Source organism: Streptomyces sp. NPDC047002 (genome assembly GCF_040704505.1).
Classification (GTDB): Bacteria; Actinomycetota; Actinomycetes; order Streptomycetales; family Streptomycetaceae; genus Streptomyces.
Map to the genome: position 1 here is coordinate 91,413 of NZ_JBEYWC010000016.1, position 21,588 is coordinate 113,000.

13 protein-coding genes and 1 pseudogene are annotated in these 21,588 nt (G+C 75.8%); 5 read left to right on the forward strand and 9 right to left on the reverse strand.

What is annotated here, in order from left to right:
- Positions 1-130: 130 nt before the first annotated feature.
- The 3 genes from AB0910_RS17200 to AB0910_RS17210 all read right to left on the reverse strand — a co-directional run bounded on the left by AB0910_RS17200 (position 131) and on the right by AB0910_RS17210 (position 7,995).
- Complete coding sequence (locus AB0910_RS17200; protein ID WP_366745424.1) at positions 131-1,984, reverse strand: serine/threonine-protein kinase; 1,854 nt, start codon at positions 1,982-1,984, stop codon at positions 131-133.
- A gap of 149 nt (positions 1,985-2,133) precedes the next feature.
- Positions 2,134-5,424: a protein kinase gene (locus AB0910_RS17205; protein ID WP_366745425.1), complete on the reverse strand. Its 3,291-nt coding sequence runs from the start codon at positions 5,422-5,424 to the stop codon at positions 2,134-2,136.
- A 210-nt stretch (positions 5,425-5,634) separates the two neighbouring features.
- The gene (locus AB0910_RS17210) at positions 5,635-7,995 is read right to left on the reverse strand and encodes a protein kinase (protein WP_366745426.1); all 2,361 of its coding nucleotides are present in this window, start codon (positions 7,993-7,995) and stop codon (positions 5,635-5,637) included.
- A gap of 665 nt (positions 7,996-8,660) precedes the next feature.
- Here AB0910_RS17210 and AB0910_RS17215 point away from each other — a divergent pair.
- Complete coding sequence (locus AB0910_RS17215) at positions 8,661-9,929, forward strand: nucleotide sugar dehydrogenase (RefSeq protein ID WP_366745427.1); 1,269 nt, start codon at positions 8,661-8,663, stop codon at positions 9,927-9,929.
- Between the two features lie 22 nt (positions 9,930-9,951).
- Here the strand turns inward: AB0910_RS17215 and AB0910_RS17220 are convergent, their stop codons facing one another.
- The 4 genes from AB0910_RS17220 to AB0910_RS17235 form a co-directional block, all read right to left on the reverse strand.
- Complete coding sequence (locus AB0910_RS17220; protein ID WP_366745428.1) at positions 9,952-11,076, reverse strand: GuaB3 family IMP dehydrogenase-related protein; 1,125 nt, start codon at positions 11,074-11,076, stop codon at positions 9,952-9,954.
- Positions 11,077-11,200: 124 nt separating this feature from the next.
- Complete coding sequence (gene guaB, locus AB0910_RS17225; protein WP_366745429.1) at positions 11,201-12,703, reverse strand: IMP dehydrogenase; 1,503 nt, start codon at positions 12,701-12,703, stop codon at positions 11,201-11,203.
- 305 nt (positions 12,704-13,008) lie between these two features.
- Entirely contained in the window at positions 13,009-13,584 is a 576-nt protein-coding gene (locus AB0910_RS17230) for a sigma-70 family RNA polymerase sigma factor (RefSeq protein ID WP_345647859.1), read from the reverse strand.
- Between the two features lie 479 nt (positions 13,585-14,063).
- On the reverse strand, positions 14,064-14,675 hold the full coding sequence (locus AB0910_RS17235) for a response regulator transcription factor (protein WP_003948568.1): 612 nt from the start codon (positions 14,673-14,675) through the stop codon (positions 14,064-14,066).
- A 317-nt stretch (positions 14,676-14,992) separates the two neighbouring features.
- On the opposite strand from AB0910_RS17235, the gene AB0910_RS17240 reads away from it, so the two are divergent.
- Entirely contained in the window at positions 14,993-15,352 is a 360-nt protein-coding gene (locus AB0910_RS17240) for a WhiB family transcriptional regulator (protein WP_366745430.1), read from the forward strand.
- Between the two features lie 111 nt (positions 15,353-15,463).
- Here AB0910_RS17240 and AB0910_RS17245 read toward each other — a convergent pair whose 3' ends face one another.
- On the reverse strand, positions 15,464-16,354 hold the full coding sequence (locus AB0910_RS17245) for a LysR family transcriptional regulator (RefSeq protein ID WP_366745431.1): 891 nt from the start codon (positions 16,352-16,354) through the stop codon (positions 15,464-15,466).
- 94 nt (positions 16,355-16,448) lie between these two features.
- Between AB0910_RS17245 and AB0910_RS17250 the strand changes: the two genes are divergently transcribed.
- A complete protein-coding gene (locus AB0910_RS17250; protein ID WP_366745432.1) occupies positions 16,449-17,198 on the forward strand; it encodes an MOSC domain-containing protein in 750 nt (249 codons plus the stop codon).
- Positions 17,199-17,273: 75 nt separating this feature from the next.
- Here AB0910_RS17250 and AB0910_RS17255 read toward each other — a convergent pair whose 3' ends face one another.
- Positions 17,274-19,385 carry an FUSC family protein gene (locus tag AB0910_RS17255; protein WP_366745433.1) on the reverse strand — a complete coding sequence of 704 codons (2,112 nt, stop codon included), beginning with the start codon at positions 19,383-19,385 and terminating at the stop codon, positions 17,274-17,276.
- Positions 19,386-19,488: 103 nt separating this feature from the next.
- Here AB0910_RS17255 and AB0910_RS17260 point away from each other — a divergent pair.
- Both AB0910_RS17260 and AB0910_RS17265 read left to right on the forward strand, forming a co-directional pair.
- Positions 19,489-20,259: pseudogene (locus AB0910_RS17260) on the forward strand (SDR family oxidoreductase); the annotation flags it as partial.
- A 196-nt stretch (positions 20,260-20,455) separates the two neighbouring features.
- The gene (locus AB0910_RS17265) at positions 20,456-21,553 is read left to right on the forward strand and encodes a substrate-binding domain-containing protein (RefSeq protein ID WP_366745434.1); all 1,098 of its coding nucleotides are present in this window, start codon (positions 20,456-20,458) and stop codon (positions 21,551-21,553) included.
- Positions 21,554-21,588: the final 35 nt, after the last annotated feature.

The following is a 21,588-nucleotide window of genomic DNA, read 5'->3' on the forward strand; positions in this document are numbered from 1 at the left end:
GCGAGCGTATGCCGCATCCACGGCTTTGGGTACCCGGCGGTAACCTTCTTCACCGCGCGGTCACCGCCGCGGGCCGCGGGCCGCCAGGACCGGCGGCCAGGGCCGCCGCTCGGGCGCCGGGGTGCGCCGCTCAGCCGCCCGGGTGCGCCGGCGGCTGCCAGCCGCGCAGGACCGTGGCGAAGCGCGCGTCGTCCCAGTCCGCGGTGGGGCCCGACATGTAGACGGCGTACTCGGTGCCGGTGTCGCCGTCCACGTACATCAGGTCGGCGGCGGTGCGCGGGCCTGGCGGGCCCTGCTTGGCGTCCTGATTCCAGGTGAACTCCCAGCGCGCGGCGAGCTTCTGGTCCCGGTAGGTGTCGTGGTCGAGGGTGATGCGGTGGTAGTCGGGCAGCGTGCCGACCTTGCCGCCCGAGCCCTCCAGGTTCTTGAGGTGGCCGAGCGGGGTCGGGAAGTCGGGCTGCGTGTCGATGGAGATGCGCACGAAGTGCTGGTCCCCGTCGGGGCTGTAGTCGATCGTCTTGACGCCCGGCACGCGCACGTACCCGTCGGGCAGCCAGATGCTGAACCCCTCGGGCGCGTCCACGCGCTGCCAGCCGGCCGGCGCGTCGCCCGCCCCCTGGCCCCCGCCGTCGCCCGCCGACGCGCCCTTGCCCGGCGAGCCGCCGCCCGGCGAGGGCGAGCTGCCGCCGCCCGCGCCCGTGCCCGTGCCGCGGTGGGTGGGGTCGACGGTGGCGCCGCCGTCCGCCCGGCCTTGTGAGCCGCCGAACTGCGTGACGCCGTAGCCGATCCCGCCGCCGATCAGCACGGCGGCGGCGACGGCGAGCGCGACGGCCCTGCGGCGCGAGCCGCGCCGGCCGCCCGGGCCCTGCGCCGCAGGACCGGTGGCCGCCGGGGGCACGGGCCCGGTGGGGCCCGCCTGCGGCCCGTACGCCCCCTGGTGGGTGGGGAGCCCTCCCGGGTAGCCGTACGCGCCCTGCTGCTGCGGCACCTGCCCGTAGCCCTGCGGGCCCTGCGGGGCGCCGTACGGGGGCGTCCCCGACGCGGTGCCGTATCCGGGCGCCCCGCCGCCGTACGGTGCGGGGCGCGGGGTGCCGTACGAGCTGACCGGCGCGGTGTACCCGGCCGTCGGGTGCGCGAAGGTCCCGGTGGCGCGGCCGGCCGCCACGTCGGCGAGCAGCAGCGCGCACTGCGCCGCCTCCGGCCGCTCCGCCGGGTCCTTGCGGAGCATCGCGACGATCACCGGGCCGAGTTCACCGGCGGCCGAGGGGTACGGCGCCTCGTCGGTGACGACCGCCTGGAGCGTGGCGAGCGCGCTGTCGCGGTGGTACGGCGAGACGCCCTGCACGGCCGTGTACAGCGTCGCGCCGAGCGACCAGAGGTCCGACGCGGGACCCGGCGCCGCGCCCTGCACCCGCTCGGGCGCCAAGTACTCGACGGAGCCGATGAGTTCACCGGTCCTGGTGACGGAGGCGTCGCCCTCGACCGCGGCTATGCCGAAGTCCGCGAGGAGCGCGCGCCCGTCGCGCGCCAGCATCACGTTGGCGGGCTTCACGTCCCGGTGCAGGACACCCGCCGCGTGCGCCGCGCGCAGCGCGCCGAGCACGGACTCGCCGATCCTGGCCGCCTCGCGCGGGTCGAGCCGCCCCGACTCCTTGACGATGTCGGAGAGCGAGCGGCCGTCCACGTACTGCATGACGATCCACGGCCTGTCGTCGTGGTCCAGCACGTCGTGGACGGTGACGACGTTCGGGTGGGAGATCCTGGCGGCGGCCCGCGCCTCGGTTCTCGTACGGCCGTTGAGTACGGCGCGTTCCGCCTCCGTCGCATACAGACCTGCCGTCAACTCCTTGACGGCGACCGTCCGGTGGAGCACCTCGTCCTGCGCGCGCCACACCCGGCCCATGCCGCCGCTGCCGATGGCCTCGGTGAGACGGTAGCGGCCCGCGAGCAGCATCCCCGCGCCCGTGCTCTGTGAATCGTCCACGTCCCCCGCCCTGTTCGTCGCCCCCACAGCGTACGAAGCGCCCCTGACGCCACGGAACACGGGCGCACCCAAGAGACCTACCTGTGACGCCTGTTGTGGGCCACTGCCTACACGGCGTCAGCAGCCTTGTGGAGACGGGGGCTTGCGCCTCAGCCGAGCACCTTGTACGAGGCGGTGGCCTGCTGGTAGATCCCGCTGACCTCGTCGCGCTGGCTGTCGGGGCCGATGACCTGGACGACGTGGTAGCGCCCGCCGATGATCATCGCGAGGTTGCGCACGTACACCGTCCTGCCGTTGGCGTCCTGCCAGGTGTACTGGCCCTCGGCCATCGCCTGCTGCCCGACGTCGATCCTGCGCAGCCCGGACGCGCTCGCCCAGGTCGAGGAGCGGAAGGGCTGGAGCTCGGGCTCCTTGTCGCTCTGGTAGACGAGCGGGTCGGAGCCGTCCGCCTGCACCGTGTCCCGGCCCGGCACGACGATCAGGGTGAAGTCGCCGCTGGTGTAGCGGACCTGGCCGCTGTCGTTGACCGGGTGGCGCTGCCAGTCCTTCCTGACCGCGACCTGGAAGCCCTCGGGGTCCTTGCGCAGCACGTACCCCTTCGCGAGGTGGGTGCCCGAGCCCGCGGCGAGGGTGGGCGCGTCGGTCGCGCCGCCGCCTGCCCCGCCCGCGTCCCCGCCGGGCGACGGGGAGGCGGGCGGCGCCGCGCTCCGGCCGCCCGCGGCCGCAGGGGCGCTCGTGGGCGCCTCCCGGACGCTCTGTCCCCGGTCCTCGCCCGACTTCGGCAGGAACACCATCGCGTAGACGATCGCGCCGACGAGCAGCAGCAGGATGAGGACGAGCAGCGTCCGGCCGAGCGAGCGGGGCGCGCGGCCGCCCGACGACCGCTTGGGCGCACGGTTCCTGCGGGGGGCCGAGGGGGTTTCCCCGCCGCGCCCGAACAGCTCGGCGCCCAGGTCGCCGCCGTCCGAGGTGTCGTACGCGGCCCCGTACGCCGTGTCGCGGGCGCCGTCGGCCGCCCAGGACGGCGCGGCCGCACCCTCGCCCGGCGGCAGCGGCAGGTCGGGGGGGCGCTCGCGCAGGGGCGGCTGCTCCGCGTAGGCGTAGGCGCCACCGCGCTGCTGCCTGCCCTTGCCGCGGCGGTGGCCGTGGCCACCCGTCTCGCGGCCCGCGCCCGCCTTGCGGCCGAAGCGGCGGCGCTTGCGCACGAGTTCGCCCTTGCGGCGCTTGATCGGCAGCCTGCCGTCCTCGGTCGGCACGGACACCAGGTCCTGCCCCGCGTCCGGCTCGGGCGCCGACCTGACGAGGGAGCGCAGCCAGCCGCGCAGCTCCTCGAAGTCCGGCCGCTCGGTGGGGTCCTGGCGCAGCAGCGACTCCACGACGGGCCGCAGCGGGCCGCACTCCTCGGCGAAGGCGGGCGGCTCGGAGCAGACCAGCTGCACCAGTTCGGCCGCGCTGTCCTCGGGATAGGGCGCGTGGCCCTGGACCGCGCGGTACAGCAGCGCGCCGAGCGCCCACAGGTCGGTCGCCGGGCCGATCGGCGCGGCGAGCTGCCAGTTCTCGTGGACGGGCCCCGCCTGCTCGGGCGACCAGCGCTCGGTGACGGCGCCGACGACGGCGATCCGCGCCTGGCGCGCGCGCTCGGCGGCGAGCGGGGTGGCAGGGCCGCCGTAGCGCGCGGCGGCCGCGCCCACCGGCACGGGGGCGTCCCAGCGGCTCCCCGCGTCCGCCGCGGGGACGAGCGGCGCGGGCCGCTGCGCCTGCGGCGCGTACCGCGGGTCGCCGCCCTCGCCCGCGCGCCGTGCGTCGGCGCGCAGCGCGTCCTCGCGGCCGCCGTGGGCCGGGGTGTACCCGGCGGGCAGGGCGGGCGTGCGGCCGCGCGGCCGGTCGCCGCCACCGCCGGCGGGGACGCCGCCCGCCGCGTCGTTCCACGGCTCGGGTCCGTCGCGCCACGTGCCGGCGAGCCGCGGGCGGTACGGGGACGGCGGTTCGTCGTCGTCCGTGTCGGCCTCCGGGTCGCCGAACCCGCTCGGCGGGGTGCTCCACCAGTCGGGCGCGGGGGCCTGCGGCGCGGGCCGCCCGGGGTCGGCACCCTGAGCGCCCTGAGCGCCCTGTGTGCCCGGGGCGGCCTGCGCGCCTCCGGTGCCCCCTGCGTCTGCGTCCTGCGTGTCCTGCGGGGTCCGGGGGTCGGGTGCGCCCAGGCCGTCCTGCGGGGTCGCGGGCTGCTCCCCGTACCGCGGCTGCTCCGGCTGCCACGGCCGGTCCTGCGGCGGCGCCTCCCGCCGCTCGGCGGCGGGCTGCCGCTGCTCCCCCGCCGCGCCGCCCGGCACGGCGTGCTGCCCCGAGCGCTCGTCGTCGGAGACGCGGGCGGCGGCGCGCGCCCCCGCGCGGTACGCGGCGATGGCGCCTGCGCGCGCCGCGCGCACCGCCTCCGACGCGCTGTTGGCCGAGGGCAGCGCGGGCTGCGCGTTGGGCCCGCCGTAGGGCGCGGGCACGCCGGGCGTGCTCTGCTGGCGGGGCGGGCGCGGCAGCGCGCCCGAGGTGCCCGACGAGGCGCCGTACGGGCTCTGCCCGCCGAAGGCCGCATGGCCCTGCGGCGCGGGCACCCCGGCCGTGGAAGGGCCGCCCTCCGCCGCGCGCGGCTCGGCCTGCCCCGGGCCGTAGGGCCCGGCGTACGACTCGGGGGACGCGTAGGGCGTGCCGGGCAGCTCGTAGCCGGGGGCGGCGGGCGGCGGCGGGGCGAAGGCCGACCGCTCACGCGCCTCGGGGACCTCGCGTCCTGGCGCCTGCTCGCGCTCCTGGTGCGGCACGGCGGAGGGCGCGGCGCCCGGGTCCGCGAAGGAGCCCTGCCCCGGCGGCTCAGGCACCGGGTCGTACCCGCACAGGGCCTCCTCGGCCGCCCCTGCGGCGAGGCCGGTGAGGACGACGCGGCCGTCGTCGCAGACGAGCACCGTGCGGGCGGTGATGTTGCGGTGCACCCAGCCGTGGCCGTGCAGCACGCGCACGGCGGTGAGCACGTCGGAGGCGATCTCCGCGGCGCGGTAGGGGGTCAGGGGGCGCTCGGCGAGGAGCGCGGACAGCGGGCGCGCCGCGACCAGTTCGCTCACGATCCACAGCGAGCCGGCCTCGGAGAATACGTCGAAGACCTGGTCGAGCCGCGGGTGGTCGGGGACCTGCGCCGCGTTCTGCGCCGCGTCGATCGCGCGGCGCACGGCCGGGTCGGCGGGGCCGCGCTGCGCGGCGCCGCCCGCGTGGGCGACCGCGCCGCCGTCGGGGCCGACCATCTCGGCCTCGACGACCTCGGGCAGCGGCACCTGGCGTACCAGCACCTCCTGGCCGCTGTACGTGTCGAACGCCCTGGTCTCGGCGACCTCGTACGCGTCCTCGGGGGGCAGCGGCAGGCGATAGCGGTCGGCCAGCACCCGTCCCGCGTAGTCCTCCACGATGCCTCCCCACGCCGGCCCGTCGGCCGGACCGGTCGCGCGTTCTTGCCGAGCCGTCAATTCCGGTCGTCTTGCGGCTTCTTACGACTGCGTACGGTCCGCGACCTCTCACCATACGTGTCCGCAAGCCCAGGCGCCGCCCGTCGCGGCAACGAGATGCGGAGGGTCACCTTCCGTGACAATTGGCGAAGATCGTATGGCCGAAACCCTCTAGGTGGACGGCTTGAACGTGTCGAACGCGGTGGCGCGGAGCGTCGTGCACGCGGAGCCGTCCCACTCGCTCGACGGGCAGGTCACCATGATCGAGTAGCCGTGCTTGGAGTCGACGCGGAAGCCGCGGTCGAGGACCGTCATCCGCCGGCCGTTCTGCTCCCGCTCGAACTGCCAGTCCGCGACGGTCGGATAGCCCTTGTAGTCGGCCTTTTTGATGCCGATGAGCTTGTAGTGGCTGCTGCTGCCGCGCACGGCGGGTTCGAGCTGCGTCCAGGCGGCGAGCGCGCTCTGCGTCGGGCTGCTCGTGAAGTCCACCTGTATGCGCGGGAATCCGCCGTCCGCGCTGAATATGCCGCCGGAGTTCTGCCCGGCCGTGGCGGTCTTGTGGAAGCCCTTCGGCATGGCCATGGAGAAGTGGAACTGCCCGTCGGCGACGGTGGCGTACCCGGCGGGCAGCGCGGAGCCGCCGCTCGCGCCGCCGGAGGCGCCCGTGCTCGGGGAGCCCCGGTGCGAGGCACCGCCGGAGGGCGCGGTGGCGCCCGAGGACCCGGAGGAAGAGGAGGACGGCGAGGCGGAGCGCGTACGGTCCGACCGCGGGCTGCCGGCCGGCGAACCGCCGCCCGCCGCGCCCGCCGACGCCCCCTGGTCCTGCTTGCCCTTGTCCTTGCCCTCGGCCGAGCCGTCGCCCGAGCTGAGGACGATGCCGAGCACCACTCCCACGACGGCCAGCGCCACCACCACGGCGACGATCACCATCGTCCTGCGCGACACGACGTCGGAGAGCGGCGCGCGCTGCGGCACGCCGCGCGCGGGGGCCGCGCCCACGGACGCCATGGCCGCGGTCGGGCGGGTGGCCGCGGCGCCGGCCGCGCGCTGCGGCTTCGCGGGGCGCGCGGCCGGCGCCTTGGCGGGGGGCTGCGGGGTCGTGGGGAGCGCGGCGAGGGGGACGACTCGGGTCGCGTCCAGCCCCGCGGGCTCCTGCTCCTCCTCCCGCACCTCCGGCGCGTCGACGACGCGCAGCAGCAGGGCGCGCGTCCTGGCGTCGTCGAGGCGCTGTTCGGGGTCCTTGGCGAGGAGGCCGTAGATGACCTCCGTCAGCGGGCCCGCGTGCTTGGGCGGGTCGACGGACTCGGTCATCACGGCGGTGAGCGTGGCGATGGCGGAGCCCTTGTCGTAGGGCGGGGTGCCCTCGACCGCCGCGTACAGCAGGCCGCCGAGCGACCAGAGGTCGGCGGCGGGGCCCGGCTTGTGGCCGCGGGCCCGCTCGGGCGAGATGTACGAGGGCGCGCCGACGAGCATGCCGGTGGACGTGACGGAGGGGTCGCCCTCCACCTGCGCGATGCCGAAGTCGGTGAGGACGACGCGGCCCTCCTCGGCGATCAGCACGTTCGACGGCTTCACGTCGCGGTGCAGGATGCCCTGGCGGTGCGCCTGCCTGAGCACGTCGAGGATGGCGAGGCCGACCTCGGCGGCGCGGCGCGGGGTGAGCGTGCCGTCCTCGCGGATGACCTCGGCGAGGGACTTGCCCTCGATGAGCTCCATCACGATCCAGGGCCTGTCGTCCTCGTCCACCACGTCGAAGACCGTCACGGCCCCGCTGTTGCGGATGCGGGCGATCGCCTTGGCCTCGCGCAGCGTCCTGGTGATGAGGCGTCGCTTCTCGTCGTCGTCGATGCTGGAGGGGAAGCGCAGCTCCTTCACCGCGACCGTGCGCCCGAGCATCTCGTCGAGGGCGCGCCACACCGTGCCCATGCCGCCGCGCCCCAGCACGCCGTTGAGCCGGTAGCGCCCGGCCAGCAGCCGGGGCTCCGCCCCACCCGCCTCCGGCTTCGCCTCCCGCGAAGCCCCCGCCGCGGCGGACCCGGCGTCCCGTGACGCCTTCCCGCGCGCCGCCGCCGGCCGCACGCCGGCGTCCGCCGCGGGCGCGCCCGGCTCGGGGTCCGCGTCACGCGCCGGCCCCTTACGGGCGGACGCGGCGGCCCGCACCGGCTTCCCGTCCTGCGCACCCGACGCGTCGCCGCCCGGGGCGTCCGCCCGCGCGGACCCGGCGGCCGACGCGGACTCACCACCGGGCGCCGCGACGGCGTCCCGCGCGGGGCGGGCGTCGTCCGTGGGGGCGCCTTCCTCGCTCCGCGCGTCGCGCGAGGAGCCCGCAGGCGCGGCCCCGGCGCCCGGCGGGGACGCCTTCGCGCGCGTCGGCGCGGGCGGCGCCTCGGCGCCCCGCGCGGCCCCGGCGTCCTGCCGTGGCGGCCGTGCGCCCTCGTCACCTGCGGGTTCTTCCGGCGTGGGCGCGTCCCGTCGGGGCTCGTCCCGCTGCGGGTCCCGCGCCGCTCTCTGCGGCTGCTCAGCCTCCGACATGCGTCCCCTCTGCGAATCCCGTAACGCGCCCTGCCAGAGGCTCCATTGTCCCCCACGCGGCGACCCCGGCTGCCCCCGGGTCAGAAGGTAGCGCAGCCGTTCGCCGCCCCGCGCCGGAGCGGGGGCATGTGCCCGGCGCACGCGCATCACCCGCACCGGCCGCCCCGCCTGGCCGGGCCCCCACCGCCGACACCACCCCGGAACCGGCGGCGGGGGTCCGGACGCGCGCCCGTGGAGCACGCGCCGCTGACCGGGTGCCCCCGCCCGGCGCCCGTAGTCCCGCCTCGGCCCCCAACTCCCGCGCCCGCGCGGCGGGCTGCGGCCCGCGGCGGGCCGGGGGGGGGAGGACGGCGGGGGCGGCCCAGGGGACGGCGCAGGGAGGCGGCTTCGCCGTGCGCGCGGGGCGCGGCGCCGCGTCAGATGAGGGCCGCTGTATTCCGATTGGGCCCTCAGCAACCGTCCCGACCTGCAACAACACGCCGACTTGCACAATCCGTCAATGCGACATAACGGTCATATTTACGCCTAGTCTGACAGTGCGCCTGACCGCTGCGTGCGTCGGGGCCGCGTGCACGTCCGCTCCCCGCGCCGTGCACGCCCCGCCCGCCGCCCGCATCCCGGCAGGCGTCCACAACCGCTCGGACCAGGGAAGGACGGCCGCCGCCATGCCCGCAGACCTCGCCGTCGTCGGACTCGGCCACCTCGGCCTGCCGCTGGCACGCGCCGCCGTGTCCGCAGGCGTCGCCACCGTCGGCTTCGACACCGACCCGCGGCCCGTCGCCCAGCTGACCGCGGGCCACACCCCCGCGGAGGGCGCGCTCACCGCGGCCGAGGCGCGCCGCATGCTCTCGGGCGGCTTCCGCGCCACCACCGACCCGGCCGAGCTCGGCCGGGTCCGCACGGCCGTGATCTGCGCGCCCGCCCCCCTCGGCCCCGACCGCACCCCCGACCTGACCGCCGTCGGCGAGGCGGCCCGCGCGCTCGCCGCCCGGCTGCGCCCGCACACCACGGTCCTGCTGGAGTCGCCCGTCGCGCCGGGCACCACCGAGGGGTTCCTGCGCGACCTGCTCGAAGAGGGCTCAGGCCTGCGCGCGGGGCGCGACTTCCACCTCGCGTACTCCCCCGGGCGCCTCGACCCTGGCAGCCGCACCCACGGCCTCGCCAACACGCCCAAGGTGATCGGCGGCCTCACCCCCGCCTGCACCGAGTCGGCCGCCGCGTTCTACGGCCGGCTCGCCGAGAAGGTGGTCCGCGCGCGCGGCCCGCGCGAGGCCGAGACCGTCAAGCTGCTGGAGACCAACTTCCGGCACGTCAACATCGCCCTCGTCAACGAGATGGCGATCCTCTGCCACGACCTCGGCGTCGACCTGTGGGACGTCATCCGGTGCGCGGAGACCAAGCCGTTCGGCTTCCAGGCGTTCCGGCCGGGGCCGGGCGTCGGCGGCCACGGCGTCCCCATCGACCCCGGCTACCTCCCGCACACCGGACGCGCCCCCGGCCACCCGCACCCGCTGCGGATGGTCGGCCTCGCGCAGGAGATCAACGGCCGCATGCCGCAGTACGTGATCCAGCGCTGCGCGACCCTCCTCAACGAGCACGGCAAGTCCGCGCGCGGCGCCCGGGTGCTGCTCCTCGGCGTCACCTACAAGCAGGACCTCGCCGACCAGGAGGCGTCACCCGCCACCGAGATCGCCGGCCGGCTGATGGACCTCGGCGCGAGCGTCAGCTACCACGACCCGTACGTCTTCGACTGGGGCGTGCGCGGCCTGCCCGTGCCGCGCGCCGAGTCGCTCTACGAGGCGGCCGCCGACGCCGACCTGACGGTGCTGCTCCAGCACCACCGCACCTACGACCTCCAAGGGCTCGCGGTCAAGGCGCAGTTGCTGCTCGACACCCGGGGCGCGAGCCCGGCGGGCGCCGCGTACCGCCTCTGAGGGCGGCGCCCGCCGTGCGGCGTCAGCGCTTGTGCTGCGCGTCCGCGACCGTGACCTCGACCCGCTGGAACTCCTTGAGCTCGCTGTAGCCGGTCGTGGCCATCGCCCGGCGCAGCGCGCCGAAGAAGTTCATCGAGCCGTCGGGGATGCGCGAGGGGCCCGTGAGGACCTCCTCCATCGTGCCGACCACGCCCAGGTCGACCAGCTTGCCGCGCGGCACGTCCTCGTGGACGGCCTCCATGCCCCAGTGGCGGCCCTTGCCCGGCGCGTCCGAGGCGCGCGCGAGCGGCGATCCGATCATCACCGAGTCCGCGCCGCAGGCGATCGCCTTCGGCAGGTCGCCCGACCAGCCGACGCCGCCGTCCGCGATCACGTGCACGTACCGGCCGCCCGACTCGTCCATGTAGTCGCGCCGGGCCGCGGCCACGTCGGCGACGGCCGTCGCCATCGGGACCTGGATGCCCAGCACGTTGCGCGTGGTGTGCGCGGCGCCGCCGCCGAAGCCGACGAGGACGCCCGCAGCGCCCGTGCGCATCAGGTGCAGCGCCGCCGTGTAGGTGGCGCAGCCGCCGACGATGACCGGCACGTCGAGCTCGTAGATGAACTGCTTGAGGTTGAGCGGCTCCGCGGCGCCCGACACGTGCTCGGCCGAGACCGTCGTACCGCGGATCACGAAGAGGTCGACACCCGCGTCGACGACGGCCTTGGAGAACTGCGCGGTGCGCTGCGGGGAGAGCGCGGCCGCCGTGACGACGCCGGAGTCCCGCACCTCCTTGATGCGCTGCCCGATCAGCTCCTCCTTGATCGGAGCCGCGTAGATCTCCTGGAGGCGGCGGTTGGCGGTGGCCTCCTCAAGGCCCGCGATCTCGTCGAGCAGCGGCTGCGGGTCCTCGTACCGGGTCCAGAGCCCTTCGAGGTTGAGGACGCCGAGGCCGCCGGACTCGCCGATGCGGATGGCGGTCTGCGGCGAGACCACCGAGTCCATCGGGGCGGCCAGGAACGGCAGCTCGAAGCGGTAGGCGTCGATCTGCCACGTGATCGAGACCTCCTTCGGGTCCCGCGTGCGCCGGCTGGGCACGACGGCGATGTCGTCGAACGCGTACGCCCTCCGGCCGCGCTTGCCGCGCCCGATCTCGATCTCAGTCACGATGTCGCCTTTCCCTGCTACGTCTGCCGCGTCCAAGTATCCCCGAGGGGCGCTCCCCGGCACGGCACAGGGGCGGCACCGGTGTCCCGGCGCCGCCCCCGCTGTACGGTCCGCGCGCGTGCCCTCAGCGTGAGCTGTAGTTCGGCGCTTCCACGGTCATCTGGATGTCGTGCGGGTGGCTCTCCTTGAGCCCGGCCGCCGTGATGCGCACGAAGCGGCCCTTGCGCTCCATCTCCCCGACGGACGCGGCGCCCACGTACCCCATCGTCTGGCGCAGGCCGCCGATGAGCTGGTGCAGCACGGCGGAGAGCGGGCCGCGGTAGGGCACCTGGCCCTCGATGCCCTCGGGGACGAGCTTGTCGTCCGAGGCCACCTCGGCCTGGAAGTAGCGGTCCTTCGAGTACGAGCGGCCCTGGCCGCGCGACTGCATCGCGCCCAGCGAGCCCATGCCGCGGTACGACTTGAACTGCTTGCCGTTGATGAACTGGAGCTCGCCAGGCGACTCCTCGCACCCCGCGAGGAGGCTGCCGAGCATCACCGTGCTGGCGCCGGCGGCGAGGGCCTTGCCGATGTCGCCCGAGTACTGCAGGCCGCCGTCGCCGATGACCGGGACGCCGGCGGCGAGACAGGCGGAAGCGGCCTCGTAGATCGCGGTGACCTGCGGGACGCCGATGCCCGCGACGACGCGGGTGGTGCAGATGGAGCCGGGGCCCACGCCGACCTTGACGCCGTCGACACCGGCGTCGATCAGCGCCTTCGCGCCGTCGGCCGTCGCGACGTTGCCACCGACGACGTCCACGCCGACCGTCGACTTGATCTTCGACATCCAGCTCAGCGCGTTGCTGTTGTGGCCGTGCGAGGTGTCCACGACGAGGAAGTCCACCCCGGCCTCGACGAGGGCCTGCGAGCGGTCGAGCGCCTCGGGGCTCGCGCCCACGGCCGCGCCGACCAGCAGGCGGCCCTCGGAGTCCTTCGCCGCGTTCGGGTACTGCTCGGCCTTCACGAAGTCCTTGACCGTGATGAGGCCCTTGAGCACGCCCTCGTCGTCCACGAGGGGCAGCTTCTCGATCTTGTGGCGGTGCAGCAGCGCCATCGCGTCGACACCCGAGATGCCGACCTTGCCCGTGACCAGCGGCATCGGCGTCATGATCTCGCGCACCTGGCGGCGGCGGTCCGACTCGAAGGCCATGTCGCGGTTGGTGACGATGCCGAGGAGCTTGCCCGCCGCGTCGGTCACCGGCACCCCGCTGATGCGGAACTTCGCGCACAGCTCGTCGGCCTCGCCGAGCGTGGCGTCGGGGCGGACCGTGATCGGGTCCGTGACCATGCCGGACTCGGACCGCTTGACCAGGTCGACCTGGTTGGCCTGGTCGGCGACGGAGAGATTGCGGTGGAGCACGCCGACGCCGCCCTGGCGGGCCATCGCGATGGCCATGCGCGCCTCGGTGACCTTGTCCATGGCCGCCGAGAGCAGGGGGATGTTCACCCGGACGTTGCGCGAGACGAGGGAGGAGGTGTCCACCTCGTTCGGCAGGACCTCGGAGGCGCCGGGCAGCAGCAGCACGTCGTCGTATGTCAGCCCGAGTGTCGCGAATTTCTCGGGCACTCCGTCGACGTTCGCAGTCATGACACCTTCCCCATATGGCCTTGATCGGTGCGGATGTCCATGCTAACGGCCGTGGAGGGGTCCCTGATTCCGTCCGCGCGAACCGCGGGGAACCGCCCCACCGACCGCCACCGCGCCGCTACGGTGAGCGGTTGCCCGCCGGCCGCCCGCCCACACCCGCCCCGGTGCGGCGAGCGCGCGGCTGCGGTGCTCGGCGCCGGTACGGGCGGCGCCGTACGCGCGAGCGTCGGGCCCTGCGCCGAGCGCCGCGGGATGCCCGTACGTGGCGGAGATCTCCCTCGCGGAACGCCCGGCGGCGGCGCGCCTCACTGCTCGGCGAGCGCCCGCAGTCTGCTCAGCGCCCGGTGCTGGGCGACGCGCACCGCACCCGGCGACATGCCGAGCACCTGCCCCGTCTCCTCGGCGGTCAGGCCCACCGCGACGCGCAGGACAAGCAGTTCGCGCTGGGTCTCCGGGAGGTTGGCGAGGAGCTTCTTCGCCCATTCGGCGTCGCTGCTGAGCAGCGCGCGCTCCTCGGGTCCCAGCGAGTCGTCGGGGCGCTCCGGCATCTCGTCGGACGGGACGGCCGTCGAGCCGGGGTGCCGCATGGCGGCGCGCTGGAGGTCGGCCACCTTGTGGCCCGCGATGGCGAAGACGAACGCCTCGAAGGGCTTGCCCGTGTCGCGGTAGCGCGGCAGCGCCATCAGCACCGCCACGCACACGTCCTGCGCGAGGTCCTCGACGAAGTGGCGGGCGTCGCCCGGCAGTCGGCTCAGCCGCGTACGGCAGTAGCGCAGCGCCAGCGGATGGACGTGCGCCAGAAGGTCGTGGGTCGCCTGTTCGTCGCCGTCCACAGCACGATGGACGAGAGCACCGATCGCCGTCGTCTCGTCGTCGCGCATCGGTCCATGGTGCCTTGGCGGACTCTGATTCGCGGCACCGCGTCTGTCGTTGTGCACCGAAGCGTTATGAGCAGGTGCGGCGGAACTCATCCTGCGCCCTCCCCTCGCGCTCGTCCGGCCGGTTCCCGAGGAACTCCACACAGTCAAGGATGCGTCATCGCGCGGGAAACGGATGCGACGGTGCCGTGGGCCGTACGGCGCTGCCGCCTGCCCGCGCGCCCTGCGCGGCCCCCGGCCGTGGAACCCCGCTGCTGAGGGGCCTGGAGGGCCGGGGCCGTCGCGCTCCCGCCGGATGTGCAGCTCGGATCGCGGCGCTGTGCGGGTCGTCCCGCGCCGCGCGGTGACGGGCTCCCGGAGAGGGGGTGGCGGCCCGCCGCTTCGCGGGGCCGTGGAGGGCTCCGGCGGAACCGGGTACGAGTCCGCCGGCCGCGATCCTCCGTGTGCGCGCCCGTGCCATACGGGCAGGGAGCCCTGCGGTCTCAGCGCACCAGGCCCCAGCGGAAGCCGAGCGCCACCGCGTGCGCGCGGTCCGAGGCGCCGAGCTTCTTGAAGAGGCGCCGCGCGTGGGTCTTGACCGTGTCCTCCGAGAGGAACAGCTCCCGGCCGATCTCCGCGTTGGACCTGCCGTGGCTCATGCCTTCGAGCACCTGGATCTCGCGCGCGGTGAGCGTGGGCGCCGCGCCCATCTCGGCCGAGCGCAGCCGCCGGGGGGCGAGCCGCCAGGTCGGGTCGGCGAGCGCCTGGGTGACCGTGGCGCGCAGCTCGGCGCGCGACGCGTCCTTGTGCAGATAGCCGCGGGCGCCCGCGGCGACGGCGAGCGCGACGCCGTCCAGGTCCTCGGCGACCGTGAGCATGATGATCCGCGCGCCCGGGTCGGCGGAGAGCAGCCGCCGCACGGTCTCGACGCCGCCGAGGCCCGGCATGCGCACGTCCATCAGGATCAGGTCGGAGCGGTCGGCGCCCCAGCGGCGGAGCACTTCCTCGCCGTTGGCCGCGGTCGTCACGCGCTCGACGCCGGGCACGGTCGCGACCGCGCGGCGGAGCGCCTCTCGGGCAAGCGGGGAGTCGTCGCAGACGAGCACGGATGTCATGAACGTCCTCCGCAGCTGATGCGCGTCACCTTGAGCCTCCAGGCTGTACATGTCGTCATCTGCGCGGTTGATGCCTCTCGGGCATGTGCCCGATCGCTTGTTCTCTCAACCGCCTGACCTCATCAACGATGGTCACCCGAAAGAGTTACGGGTCCCTCACGCAGAGCTATGCCCCATTTAGAGGCTTTTCTTCGCTTCTAGTGGTGTCTGGGGCTAGATTCGCAAAGAGTCATATTTACATCTACTTACACAAGAGATGTACCGTCATGAGCATCCGAAGCGTCCGATGCCGTCCAGGTTTCAAGGGGATATGAGCAATGGCAGATTTCTCCCGCCTTCCCGGACCCAACGCGGATCTGTGGGATTGGCAGCTCCTCGCGGCCTGCCGGGGTGTGGACAGCTCGCTGTTCTTCCACCCCGAGGGCGAGAGGGGTGCGGCACGGAGCGCACGAGAGAACTCGGCGAAAGAGGTGTGCATGCGGTGCCCGGTCCGCGCGGAGTGCGCGGCGCACGCGCTGGCGGTGCGGGAGCCGTACGGCGTGTGGGGCGGCCTGACGGAGGACGAGCGCGAGGAACTGATGGGCAGGGCGCGCACCCGTCTGGTCCCCGCGTCCGCCGCCGTGGGCGGGCACGGCCTCGACGGCGCCGACGGCGCCGACGGCGGCCCGGACGACTGACACCGCGGGACGGCGACCAACAGAAGAAACGTTCCTGCATACAGCTGCCCCGCAGCCGCGGGCCGGGTCCGCGCGCGTCCGCACGGCGTGGGCGCCCTCGCGGCCCGGGCGTCAGGCCGCGGCGGCGGCTGCCAGCTGGTCGAGGGTGGCGGCGACCGCGGGCACGGCCGCGAGGTCGGGCAGGGTGAGCGCGACGATCTCGCGGGAGACCGAAGGGGCGATGTCGAGGCGCCTGACGCCCTCGGCGCGCACCGAGGCGAGCGCGAGCTCGGGCAGCATGGCGACCCCGAGCCCCGCGGCCACCAGGCCGGTCACGGCCGGGTAGTCGTCGGTGGCGAAGTCGATGCGGGGCGCGAACCCGGCCGCGCCGCAGGCGTCGACCAGCTGGGTGCGGCAGCGCGGGCACCCCGCGATCCAGGGCTGGTCCGCGAGGTCGGCGAGCGCCACCTTGCCCGCGTCCGCCAAGGGGTGCCCCTCGGGCACGAGACCCACGAGGCGGTCCACGAGGAGGGGCCGCACCACCAGGTCGTCCCACTCGCTCTCGCCTCCCTCGTAGCGGAAGGCGAGCGCCACGTCGCACTCGCCGTCCCGCAGCAGCGCCGCCGAGCGCGGCGGCTCGGCCTCTTCGAGGTAGACGCGGGTGCCGGGGTGTGCGGCGCGCAGCGCCGCGAGCGCGGCGGGCACCAGCGTGGAGCTGCCGCTCGGGAAGGACACCAGACGCACCCGGCCCGCCCGGAGACCGGCGATCGCGGCGATCTCCTCCTCGGCGGCCGTGAGCCCGGCGAGGATGCCCGCCGCATGGCGGACCAGCGCCTCACCCGCCTGGGTGAGGCGGGTCTCGCGGCCCGCGCGGACCAGCAGGCGCGTGCCCGCGGACGCCTCCAGGGACTTCATCTGCTGGCTGACGGCCGGCTGGGTGCAGCCCAGCTCGCGGGCGGCGGCCGAGAAGGACCCGGTGGCGGCGACGGCGCGCAGGACGCGCAGATGGCGTGCTTCGATCACGGTTCCGAGTCTAGGGGGGCCATAAGACACTCTTTGGGGTTCGGGGACAAACGGCGGTGGATGCTTTCACACCGGCACCACTACGGTGGCCGCCATGAAGGTGCTGACGGTCAACGTGGGGCGGCCGAAACGGGTCCCCTATACGGACGCGCCGGGCGGCGTCACGGGCATCGACAAGCGCCCCGTGGACGGCCCGGTCATGGTGGAGGACCCCGGCCCCGAGCGGTCGGGCGGCGGCGGCCTCGCCGGGGACGCGGTGTGCGACCACCGCTTCCACGGCGGCAGCGACCAGGCGGTGTACGCGTTCGCGCGCGAGGACCTCGACCGCTGGGCCGCCGAGTTCGGCCGCCCCCTGCCCAACGGCGCCTTCGGCGAGAACCTCACCACGTACGGCGTCGACCTGGCGCACGCGCTGATCGGCGAGCGCTGGCGGGTCGGCGCCGACCTCCTGCTGGAGATCACCAGCGGCCGCATCCCGTGCCGTACGTTCCAGGCGTGGCTGGGCGAGGACGGCTGGATGCGGCGGTTCACGCGGCGCGCCGAGACCGGCGCGTACCTGCGGGTGCTCGCGCCCGGCGCGGTCCAGGCGGGCGACCCGGTCGAGGTGGTGCACCGGCCCGCCCACGACGTCACGGTGCAGCTGGCGTTCCGCGCCACGACGATCGAGCGCCACCTGCTGCCGCGGGTGCTCGCCGCGGGCGAGGCGCTGCACGCCAAGGAGCTGCGGAAGGCCAGGGCGTACGTCGCGCGGTACGGCGACCGGCAGGGCGCCGCGGCGGCCGGGGCATCGGCCGGGGCCGGGGCCGGGGACGCCGACGAGGCGTCGGCGGCGGTCCGGGCGTAGCCGGACGGACGCCTGCCCGCCGCCGGCTCAGAGGACGGCTGCCTGACGCCGGCAGAAGCGCCACCGGCCGGCGGCTCAGTGGGCCGCGCGCTCCCTGGGGCGGGCGTGGCGCGGGGGTTCACGGTCGGGGGCCCTGGGGGTGGGGACGAGCCGGGTGTTCAGGGTCTCCAGGGTCGTGGCCGTGCGCAGGCCGAGGGTGAGGAGGCGGCTGCGGGCGCGGGAGACGCCGTCGGGGGCCGCGGGGTCCGCCAGGTCGGCGAGGCCGCTGTGGGCGGCGACCGCGTCGAAGCCCGCGCGCAGGGCGCCGGCCGGCAGGGTGCCGCGGGCCGCCACGGCCGCCGCGAGGCGGGCGAGGCCGTCCGCTGCGGCGTCGGCGAGCTCGGCCGCCTCGGGCACGGCGTCGGCGTCGCGCGCGGGCAGCAGGTCGTAGAGCAGGGAGCCGCAGCGTGCCACCTCGTGCAGGGACTCCTGGACCGCGGCGAGGGCGGCGGCGTCCCAGTGCGCGCGGTGGGCGCGCGGCTCGTGGGCGAGGCCTGCCGCCGCGCTCTCGACGCGCTCCCTGCTCTGCCGCGCGAGGCCCCGCAGCGTGTCGACCGCGGCCGGGTCGAAGGCCCCCGCCGCGGTGTACCCGGCGATCAGCGCGGACAGCAGGCGCCGCTGCACGTCGAGCCAGTCGGCGACGAGCGTGTGCAGGCGGTCGTGGTGGTACGTGGGCACGGCGACGAACACGGCGAGCCCGATCAGCGCGCCGAGCAGCGTGTCGGCGGGGCGGCCCCAGGCGATCAGGTGCGGCGCCGAGCCGAGACGGGTGACGAGGAAGACGATCCACGCGGTGATGAAGAAGTTCAGCACCAGCTGGCCGACGCGCAGCGTCGCGTAGACCAGCGCGACGAGCACCACCGACGCGGCGACCAGGCCGCCGGGGGTCCACCACGCGGGCAGCAGCACCGCCCAGGCGGCGAGGCCGCCGAGGATCGAGCCGATGGGGCGGCCCCAGCCGCGCGCGAAGGTGTGGCCGTAGTCGGGGAAGAGTACGAGCATCGTGGTGAGCGCGGCCCAGAAGCCGTGCTGGGGCAGGGCGTTGCCCCAGAAGTCGCCGAGCGCCCGCCCGGCGGCCTCGGCGGCGACCGTGCCGAGCGCGATGCGTACGGCGTGCCGGAACAGCGGTGCGCCGGGCCGCAGTTCGGCGCGGAGCAGCCGGGCACCCGCGCGTGCGGGGCGAACGGCGGGGAAGGCGCCGAGCACGCCGTCGAGGCCCTCGGGCCCGCGCGCGGCGAGCCAGTGCGCCGTGAGCCGCAGCGCCTCGCGCAGCCGGGCCGCCAGGTCGGGCCCCGCGCCCTCGGGGACGGCCGCCTCCGCGTCCTCGGTGCGGCCGGTGAGCAGGGCACGGGCGACGGCGTCGAGCACGGCGGCGGTCGCCGCGCGCGGGAGGGCTTCCGGGGTGCGGGCGGCGTGCAGGGTGCGCCGTACGGCCTCGGCCTCGGCGAGCAGCCCGTACAGCGGGGCCGCCGCGGGGCGGGAGAAGCCCGGCAGCAGGTCGAGGGCGCGGCGGGCCGCGGTGAAGGGGGCGGACGGCAGCCGCACGGCGGGGTCGGCGCCCAGCCGGGCGTAGTCGGCGAGCGACTGGTAGAGCGCGGCGAGCGCCCTGCGCTGGGCGGGCAGCCGCCGGCCGTACGGCGGGAGCAGCTGGGCGGCGGCGACCATGGCGGCGCCTGCGCCGATCCAGCCGACCATGGTCAGCCCTGCCGCCGTGGACGGCGCCAGGTCGGCCGTGATCATCAGGCCGATCGCGACGAGGCAGGCGCGGATGCCGGGCGCGACGCCGAGGGCGCGCCACAGCCCGGCCGCGTAGGCGACGGCACCGAGCGGCAGCAGGAACCACCAGCCGAGCGGGTGGAGGAAGACGCCGGCGAGGGCGGCGAGCGTGAAGGCGGCGCCGAGTGCGGCCGCGTTGACGGCGCGGTGCCTGAGCGGCGCGAGCAGAGTGCCGATGCCGCAGATGAACGCGCCGACCGTCGTCATCGCCCAGGCGAGCGGGTCGTCGAGCAGCGCGCCGAGCACGGCGGCGCCGACGACGGCCGCGAGGGCCCTGGCGATCGCCACGGGGTCCGAGAAGACGCGCTCGATCCGGAGCGCGGCGGTGAAGCTGCGGCGCACGGAGCGCCACCAGCCCTGTACCTCATCCATATAGATGTATCTTACACCTAGTGCCGTCGCGGCACGTCCCGCCCGCGCCTGCACCGCGCCGGGGACCGACCTGACGGCCCGGAACAAGCGCTACCGTGCCGCTATGACGACTGCTTTGATTACGGGCGCGACCGCCGGGATCGGTGCCGCGTTCGCGCGGCGCCTGGCCACGGACGGGCACAACCTCGTCCTGGTGGCCCGTGACGTGCGGCGGCTGCGCGAGCACGCGACCGAGCTGCACGACCGGCACGGCATCGAGGCCGAGGTGCTCGCCGCCGACCTGTCGAAGGACGGCGGGATCGAAGCGGTCGAGAAGCGGCTCGGCGACCGCAGGGCCCCCGTCGACCTGCTCGTCAACAACGCGGGCTTCGGGCAGCGCGGCGCCTTCCTCGACGTGCCGCTCGACGACGAGCTCGTGATGCTGAAGGTGCACTGCGAGGCGATGCTCAGGCTCACCAGGGCGGCTGTCGCCGGGATGCGGGAGCGCGGGCGCGGCGGCGTCGTCAACGTCGCGTCCGTCGCCGCCTTCGTGCCGCGCGGCACGTACGGGGCGTCGAAGGCGTGGGTCGTGCAGTTCACCCAGGGCGTGGCGCGCGACCTCGCGGGCTCGGGGGTGCGGCTGATGGCGCTCTGCCCCGGCTTCGTCCGCACGGAGTTCCACGAGCGCGCGGGCCTGGGCACCGACAACATCCCCGGCTGGATGTGGCTCGACGCCGACAAGCTGGTGGTCGCGGCGCTCGCCGACCTGGCGCGCGGCAAGTCGCTCTCCGTCCCGGACCCGCGCTACAAGGCCCTGATGGGCGCGGCACGGCTGGCGCCGCGCGGCCTGCTCGGCAGCATCTCCTCCCGGGCCGGCCGCAAGTACGGGCCGCGCCACGGGGACGCGGGCGCGGGAGCCGCCCCGGAGGCGGAGGCGGGCGCGGGCGCGGAACCCGGCTCCGGCTCCGGCCGTACGGTCTGAGCCCGGCGGGCGTACCCGGGTGCACGGCCCTCGATTACAGTGATCGAATGATCGAACCGCCCCGCGGTTCGATCAGAGGGGACGCCGAGGGAGCGAGGAGAACGCCGCCGTGCGCGAAGGCGCCGCAGAACGCCACGACCGCCTGCTGAACCTGGTCCGCGAGCGCGGCCGGGTGCGCGTCGCTGACCTCGCGGTCCAGCTGGGCGTCTCGCCGGTGACGGCGCGCCGCGACGTCGAGGCGCTGGCCGCGCGCGGGCTGCTCGACCGGGTGCACGGCGCGGTGTCGTGGCCCGAGCGGCACGGGCCCTCGGGGACGGCGCCCGGCGGCGGCAGCCCGGTGATCGGGATGCTCGCGCCCGCCGCGGGCTACTACTTCGCCGACATCATCCGCGGCGCCCACGAGGCGGCGGCCGCGCTCGGCGCCCGGCTGATCCTGCGGGTCTGCGACTACCGGCCGGAGGACGACGCCGCGCACGCCTCGGGGCTGCTCGCCGCCGGCGCGCAGGGGCTGCTCGTCGTGCCGAGCTGGACGCGGCCCGAGCACCAGGCCGCGTACGCGGAGTGGATCGCGCGGCTGCCCGTGGACGCCGTGCTGGTGGAGCGCAGGGCGGAGCCGGGCGGCCCGCTCGACGGCATGGACCGGGTCGGCTCCGACCACGCGCACGGCGTGCTGATCGCGGTGCGCCACCTGGCGCGGCTCGGGCACGGCGCGCCGCTGCTCGTCGCGCGCTCCGACAGCCCGACCGCGCAGGCCGTGCGCACCGGGTACGCGCGGGCGCTCGACGCGCTGGGACTCGGCGCGGGCCTCCCGGTGCTCGACTCGACGCCCGACACCCCCGGCCACCCGCCGGAGGCGACCGCGCTCGCCGTGCGCGACCTCGTGCGCGAGGGCCGGGCCACGGCGGCGCTCATGCACAACGACGAGGACGCCACCCGCATGGTACGGCGCCTGGCCGCGCTCGGCGTCGGCGTCCCTGGCGACCTCGCGCTCATCACGTACGACGACGAGGTGGCCGCGCTCGCCGACACCCCGCTGACAGCCGTGGCGCCGCCGAAGCGCGCGGTCGGCCGCAGCGCCGTGGAACTGCTGGTCGAGCGCCTCACGGCGGCCGCGGACGACCGGGAGGCGCCCCGCCGCCACCTGGAGCTGCTGCCCACCCTGCGCATCCGCGCCTCCTGCGGCGCGCCCCCCGCCCCGGCTCCCTGAGCCCCGGGCCTCCGGGTTTCCGGCCCCCGGGCTTC